At 35.2% G+C, this 1694-nt stretch carries 1 protein-coding gene; it reads right to left on the bottom strand.

The features are described from left to right. Positions 1-1607 (bottom strand): hypothetical protein (locus VIP81_RS24390; RefSeq protein WP_331967489.1); only part of this gene is annotated, 1607 nt, incomplete at its 3' end. Positions 1608-1694 lie beyond the last annotated feature (87 nt).

Here is a 1694-nt window from a genome sequence, read left to right as displayed (position 1 = left end):
TTAATATCATATACATAAGATCCCATGCTTAATGAATCAAGCCCTCGTTTTTTACCCGTTACTGTCCTATAAAAACCATTTTCTTTGGTATCTAAATTAAAGGCACTCAACAGGAGCGATTCATGTTTTAAAATCGGTCTATGCGTATACTCATCCAGTGCCAAAAAGAAAACAACATTATGTATACTTCCATATCCTCTTGTTAAGTTAACAGGTGATATCAATCCTTTAGGATCGATTTGCCAAATATCTCTTATTCCATTAAGCAGTACGAAAGTATCATCCTCACCCCAGGCGGCAATGTACTGTCCATAGCTAGCATCATCACTTTCTTTTAACCAATTTTCGTTGATCCCTTTCGTCAAACATCGCCTATGTCCATTTTGGGTTTCGTAAACAAAATAATCCCCTTCGTTAGCGTCATAATAAACTACATACTTGCCAGAAGGAGACAATTGCACAATCCGATTCTTTTTAAGACTTTCCAATTTTATTATTCTCTCATTCTTCATTGAAACAATATACCATGAAAATTGGCTATGGATATTCCAGTCAATCTCATCTGCAGGTGTGGTTACTTCTTGTTGGCGTATCAATGCTACGGAGTCTTGTATATTGGGCAGAAACAACCAATCATTTCCACTATCTAATCTAAAAAAATGGTGGTCAGATAGGCGAATAACTCCTGTATACTGTCTTGCAGATTGTTCCAATACTTGTTGCGGTTGCAACTTGCTATCTGTATAACTCCAAACATTCAAAATAGATTTATCTCTGGGCAGAGTAGGAACACGTTCTACCAAATTCAAGAACAAGTATTCCCCATTTTTACTAAAATAAGACAGCCCACCAAAAATATAAGTAGAATCGGGTGGCACATTTAAATAAGTAACCGAATCCATTCCAAGCTTATAATAACAAATAGTATCTGATACATTGCTTGTAATAAAAGCTATTTGCTCTTTTTTATTGTCTTTTATAATGTTCCTAATAATTTCACCATCCCATATTTTTCTTTCGGCTCTATTTGACTTTAGAAATAACTTATTTTTATCGCCGTCTCTTTGTAAAATAATTTTCGTTTTTTTCCCACATATTGCTACGGTACCTTTTCCCGGTGCATACTCCAAGCTCAGATTCTTGTTTAGATTAATTACAACAGTTTCTGCATTCACCGGATACTTAGGTTGATAAGTCAAATAATCATCATTAATCCAAAATGACAAAACACCTGGAACATAATGAGTATCGAATCTACCCAATGAAACTATACATAAACTATCATGTGAATTTATCCAAGCTGCCTTGGCAGTTTTAGACGAGAGTGAGTAAGATCCTTTAATAGAAGATTTGATCTCCCATTTCCCTCCTGTACCAACTAAAATTAGTATGTCACTAAGTGGCTGTTTCTGCTTGATGACATAGCCACAATATTTTCCGTTGTCATTAATTTGCAAGAACGTCACCTCTTCCCAATCCTTTAAGTGCTCAATATTCAAAGAAGGTTTGGGAACTATTGGCGGAACGAAATACCTAATATTTATGGGAGTCTGTGCTCTTCCATTGGCAGATAAAAGTATGACCAATAGCAACATGATATATTTCATACACCATAAGTCCCATTCCTTTTAATCATGAATAAGGTTATTTTAAGTTAGATATTAAAACCGCAACCATACTGCGCCGCAATAATT

The sequence above is a fragment of the Chitinophaga sp. genome, from assembly GCF_036566945.1.
In the GTDB taxonomy this organism is placed as follows: Bacteria; Bacteroidota; Bacteroidia; order Chitinophagales; family Chitinophagaceae; genus Chitinophaga.
The sequence above is the reverse complement of the archived record's forward strand: the minus strand, read 5'-3'. Positions and strand labels throughout refer to the sequence as shown.